Source organism: Mycobacterium sp. (assembly GCF_050701675.1).
GTDB lineage: Bacteria > Actinomycetota > Actinomycetes > Mycobacteriales > Mycobacteriaceae > Mycobacterium.
Genome location: NZ_JBOGDD010001152.1, coordinates 1 through 5,228 on the forward strand (window position 1 = coordinate 1; position 5,228 = coordinate 5,228).

6 protein-coding genes are annotated in these 5,228 nt (G+C 65.5%); 4 read left to right on the plus strand and 2 right to left on the minus strand.

Features of this window, described 5'->3' with window-relative positions:
- The 3 genes from ACRDUX_RS35630 to ACRDUX_RS35640 form a co-directional block, all read left to right on the plus strand.
- On the plus strand, nucleotides 1–289 hold a 289-nt coding region (locus tag ACRDUX_RS35630; RefSeq protein ID WP_526421368.1), incomplete at its 5' end, for a lipoyl protein ligase domain-containing protein.
- A gap of 44 nt (nucleotides 290–333) precedes the next feature.
- Nucleotides 334–1,275, plus strand: coding sequence for a lipoyl synthase (gene lipA / locus ACRDUX_RS35635; protein WP_526421378.1), 942 nt, complete (start codon nucleotides 334–336; stop codon nucleotides 1,273–1,275).
- Between the two features lie 4 nt (nucleotides 1,276–1,279).
- Entirely contained in the window at nucleotides 1,280–2,035 is a 756-nt protein-coding gene (locus ACRDUX_RS35640) for a DUF4191 family protein (protein WP_526421370.1), read from the plus strand.
- A 37-nt stretch (nucleotides 2,036–2,072) separates the two neighbouring features.
- Here ACRDUX_RS35640 and ACRDUX_RS35645 read toward each other — a convergent pair whose 3' ends face one another.
- Complete coding sequence (locus ACRDUX_RS35645; protein WP_526421372.1) at nucleotides 2,073–2,567, minus strand: RDD family protein; 495 nt, start codon at nucleotides 2,565–2,567, stop codon at nucleotides 2,073–2,075.
- Nucleotides 2,568–2,696: 129 nt separating this feature from the next.
- Here ACRDUX_RS35645 and glnA point away from each other — a divergent pair, with 129 nt between their 5' ends.
- Nucleotides 2,697–4,133, plus strand: a complete 1,437-nt coding sequence (gene glnA, locus ACRDUX_RS35650; RefSeq protein ID WP_526421374.1) for a type I glutamate--ammonia ligase — start codon at nucleotides 2,697–2,699, stop codon at nucleotides 4,131–4,133.
- Nucleotides 4,134–4,162: 29 nt separating this feature from the next.
- On the opposite strand, the gene ACRDUX_RS35655 is transcribed toward glnA, so the two are convergent.
- Nucleotides 4,163–5,228: site-specific integrase (locus ACRDUX_RS35655; protein WP_526421376.1), on the minus strand; the 1,066-nt coding region annotated here is incomplete at its 5' end.

The following is a 5,228-nucleotide window of genomic DNA, read 5'->3' on the forward strand; positions in this document are numbered from 1 at the left end:
GCGCTCCGGCGTGTGGGTCCCTGCCGACGCCGACCGGCCCGCGCGCAAGATCGGCGCGATCGGCATCCGGGTGGCGCGGGCCACCACGCTGCACGGCTTCGCCCTCAACTGTGATTGTGATCTCTCGGCGTTCACGTCGATCGTGCCGTGCGGCATCACCGACGCCGGCGTGACGTCTCTGACCACCGAACTCGGCCGCCGCATCACCGTCGACGACGTCGCGGACACCGTGGCCGACGCGGTCTGCGACGCGCTCGACGGGCGTCCAGCGCTAGCATCGTTGAAGTGAGCATCGGAGAAGTCGGCGGAGCACCTCGATCGGAAATTGCCGGCCTGCCGGTTTCGCCGAGTGGACGCAAGTTGTTACGCCTCGAGGTCCGCAACGCCGAGACACCGATCGAGCGCAAACCGCCGTGGATCAAGACCAAGCTGAAGATGGGCCCTGAGTACAAGGAACTCAAGGCCCTGGTCAAGCGCGAGGGTCTGCATACCGTCTGCGAGGAGGCGGGCTGCCCCAACATCTACGAGTGCTGGGAGGACCGCGAGGCCACCTTCCTCATCGGCGGTGAACAGTGCACCCGCCGGTGCGACTTCTGCCAGATCGACACGGGTAAGCCGGCTGAACTCGATCGTGACGAACCGCGGCGGGTCGCCGAGAGCGTGCAGGCGATGGGCCTGCGGTACTCGACGGTCACCGGTGTCGCGCGTGACGACCTGCCCGACGGTGGCGCTTGGCTCTACGCCGAGACGGTGCGCCAGATCAAGGCGCTCAACCCGAACACCGGTGTGGAGCTGCTGATCCCCGACTTCAATGCCATCCCCGAGCAGCTCGAGACCGTCTTCGAGACGCGTCCAGAAGTGTTGGCGCACAACGTCGAAACCGTGCCGCGCATCTTCAAGCGGATCCGTCCGGCGTTCCGCTACGAGCGCAGCCTTTCGGTGATCACCGCGGCTCGTGACTACGGCTTGGTGACCAAGAGCAACCTGATCCTGGGCATGGGCGAGACGCCCGAGGAGGTGCGCACCGCGCTGACCGATCTGCACGGGGCGGGCTGCGACATCATCACCATCACCCAGTACCTGCGGCCGACGGTGCGTCACCACCCCGTCGAGCGCTGGGTCAAGCCCGAAGAATTCGTCGAGCACGCGGCATTCGCCGAGGCGCTCGGCTTCCCCGGCGTGCTCGCGGGGCCACTGGTCCGATCGTCCTATCGCGCGGGCAAGTTGTATGCAGCAGCCGCCGGGTCCAAAACGTCCAGCCCACCCGTATCCTGATCGGATGGCAAAGAGTGGTAACACCGGTGCGGACAAGGCCGCGAAGGCCGAGGCGAAGGCTGCGCGCAAGGCCGCATCGAAGGAGCGCAGGAGCCAGCTCTGGCAGGCGTTCCAGATCCAGCGCAAGGAGGACACCCGACTCCTGCCGTACATGATCGGCGCGTTCGTGCTGATCGTGGCCGCGGCGGTGGTGGCGGGCGTGCTCAGCGGCAGCACCTTCACTTCTGTGACGTTGATTCCGCTTGGCGTCGTCCTCGGGGCACTGGTGGCTTTCATCATCTTCGGGCGCAGGGCGCAGAAGTCGGTCTACCGCAAGGCCGAGGGACAGACGGGTGCCGCCGCCTGGGCCCTGGACAATCTGCGCGGCAAGTGGCGGGTCACTCCTGGCGTCGCCGCAACGGGTCACTTCGACGCGGTTCATCGTGTGATCGGCAGGCCCGGGGTCATCTTCGTCGGCGAGGGGTCGGCCGTGCGCGTCAAGCCGCTGCTGGCACAGGAGAAGAAGCGGACCGCGCGACTCATCGGCGACACCCCCATCTACGACTTCGTCGTCGGCAACGGCGAGGGCGAGGTGCCCCTGTCGAAGCTGGAGCGTCACCTGACGAAGTTGCCCGCCAACATCACGGCCAAGCAGATGGATGCATTGGAGTCGCGCTTGGCCGCGCTCGGTTCCCGGATGGGGCCTGCCGCCATGCCGAAGGGTCCGCTGCCGGCAGGAGCGAAGATGCGCGGAGTGCAGCGCACGGTGCGTCGGAAGTAACGTCCCAACGCCCGATGAGCGCTTGCGCGAACAGCATCTAACGCCGCACGACGGCCGTGCCGGTGAGCCGGTCCTGGAAGCCGCGGCCGTCGGCGTCGGTGAACAGCGCGGGCACCACGAAGGCGATGAGCAGGCCGCGGCAGAGTGCGCGCCCGAGACCGACGTGCATGCGGTGATCGACGGACTCGACCCGCAACCCGAGCATGTACTGACCGGGGGTGAACCCGAACAGCCGCACCGAGACGACACCGAGCACCAGCCAGACACCCATCACGGCCGTGGATCCGATGTGTGACATCAAGAAGTTCTGGGTGGTGACGAAGCCGAACGTGACGGCGAGGCTCGCGAGGCCGTAGGCGATGAACCAGTCGACCAGGAGCGCGCCGACGCGGCGCCCCAGTCCGACGAGCGAACCCGGTCCGGACTGCGGCCGCCCGAGACGCTGACCTGGGAAGTCGTTGGGACCTTCGTCGGGTGTGCCTGAGTCGGATGGCGGCGGGCCGGACAGCCAGGTGCCGAAGGAGCGGGCCATGAAACCAGCATAGGGTGGGCGCCTGGAACGGCGACTACGTAACGTCGGCGCAACATGCGTTTGACCGGCGCGCAATATGTTGTACCTAGCGTCAACCCGCGGGTTACCAGTGATAAAGGAGAATTCTCAGTGGCAGAAAAGACTGCGGACGACATCTTCAAGCTGATCAAGGACGAGAACGTCGAGTACGTCGACATTCGATTCTGCGATCTTCCTGGTGTCGTTCAGCACTTCTCGATTCCGGCTTCGGCCTTCGACGAGAGCGTTTTCGAAGACGGCCTCGCCTTCGACGGTTCGTCGGTGCGCGGCTTCCAGTCCATCCACGAATCCGACATGATGCTGCTGCCGGATCCCGAGACCGCACGAATCGATCCGTTCCGGCACGCGAAGACGCTGAACCTCCAGTTCTTCGTGCACGACCCGTTCACCCGCGAGGCGTACTCCCGCGATCCGCGCAACGTGGCCCGCAAGGCGGAGAACTACCTCACCAGCACTGGCATCGCCGACACGTGCTTCTTCGGTGCCGAGGCCGAGTTCTACATCTTCGACTCGGTGACGTTCGACTCGAAGATCAACGGCACGTCCTACGAGGTCGACTCCGAGTCGGGCTGGTGGAACACCGGTGAGCCGTTCGAGGCCGACGGCAGCCCGAACCTGGGCTACAAGGTCCGCCAGAAGGGTGGCTACTTCCCCGTCGCCCCCTACGACCACTACGTCGACCTGCGCGACGAGATGGCCACCAACCTGCAGAACGCCGGTTTCACCCTGGAACGCGGTCACCACGAGGTGGGCACCGCGGGACAGGCCGAGATCAACTACAAGTTCAACACCCTGCTGGCTGCCGCAGACGACGTGCTGCTGTTCAAGTACATCATCAAGAACACCGCATGGGCCGCGGGCAAGACGGTGACCTTCATGCCGAAGCCACTGTTCGGCGACAACGGCTCGGGCATGCACGCCCACCAGTCGTTGTGGAAGGACGGCAAGCCGCTGTTCCACGACGAGTCGGGCTATGCCGGACTGTCCGATCTGGCCCGCCACTACATCGGCGGCATCCTGCACCACGCGCCGTCGCTGCTGGCGTTCACCAACCCCACGGTGAACTCGTACAAGCGCCTGGTGCCGGGCTACGAGGCGCCGATCAACCTGGTCTACAGCCAGCGCAACCGGTCTGCGTGCGTCCGCATCCCGATCACGGGCAACAACCCGAAGGCCAAGCGCCTCGAATTCCGTTGCCCCGACAGCTCGGGCAACCCGTACCTGGCGTTCGCGGCGATGCTGATGGCAGGCATCGACGGGATCAAGAAGAAGATCGAGCCACTGGCGCCCGTCGACAAGGACCTCTACGAGCTCCCCCCGGACGAGGCCGCCAACATCCCGCAGGCACCGACGTCCCTGTCCGCGGTCATCGACCGCCTCGAGGAGGATCACGAATACCTCACCGAGGGCGGTGTCTTCACCGAGGACCTGATCGACACCTGGATCTCGTACAAGCGGGAGAACGAGATCATGCCGATCCAGATCCGGCCGCACCCGTACGAGTTCGCGCTCTACTACGACGTGTAAGTCAGCTAACCCGTTGAGCTGCGGCGATACTAGCCAGATGGCCCAATCGTCCGCAGATCGTCCGCAGTAGTTTCAAGCGAGTCCATCCGCTCCGTGATCACAGAACCGATTGCGGAGCGGGTGGACTCGTCTGCGTCGGGCCACAGATGGCCGTAGGTGTCGAGCGTGGTCCGCGCCGAGGCGTGCCGCATCCGCGCCTGCACCGTCTTGATATCGCAGCCATCCTTGATCAGCAGTGACGCGAGGTAGTGCCGCAGATCGTGGAAGACGAAGGTCTCCGGCAGTCCCTCGACCTTCGTCCTGACGTCGCGTATCGCGCGCTCGATGCTCCACGGAGGTGCGCAATCGGCGCCGTGCCCGTTGGCCGCCAGCGCGCCAATCCTGGTCGTCGCCGATCCTCGCGTCACCATCATCTCGCTGGGATACTTCTGCACCGACGCCGATAGCAGAAGCGCTAGGTCCCGAGGAATCGGGATGGCCGCGTCACTGCCCGGCGTCTTGAGAGGCGCCTCGGGCCACTGCTGGACCGGGTGCACCACTCCCCTGATGAAATCCACGTCGGCGACACGTAGCCCGGACACCTCGGCCACGCGCAACCCGGCGAACGCTCCGAGCAAGACGGCCGCGCGGAAGTGCTCGGGAACGGCGTCGTGAATGGCCCAGAGTTGCTCGGTGCTGATGACGTAGATCTTGGCCTTGCCCATCGGTGGCGACGTCCGGCGTGAGCACGGGTTGCGGCCGAGGACTCCGTCGTGGACGGCGTCGCCGAGGATCTGAGACATCCGGCTGTGCAATGCGCAGACGTAGCTTGGTTCGAAGTCATCCTTGAGCTTGCCGACCCACGACTTCACCGAGGACGGCCGCAGGGCCGCTAGCTGCATGTCGCCGAACTCGTCGACGATGTGAGTGATGTGGGTCCGCGCCTGGCGCACCGTGGAGTCACGGTTGACCTTGTATCCCTCTATCCACAGGTCGCACCACTGCTGAACCGTCAGTTGAGCGTCCCGCGGCGCGACGTGCGTCCCGGCGACGACTGCGGCCGTCTGACCATCGAGCCACTTCTGCGCGTCGGCCTTCGTGCGGAAGCCCTTGGCG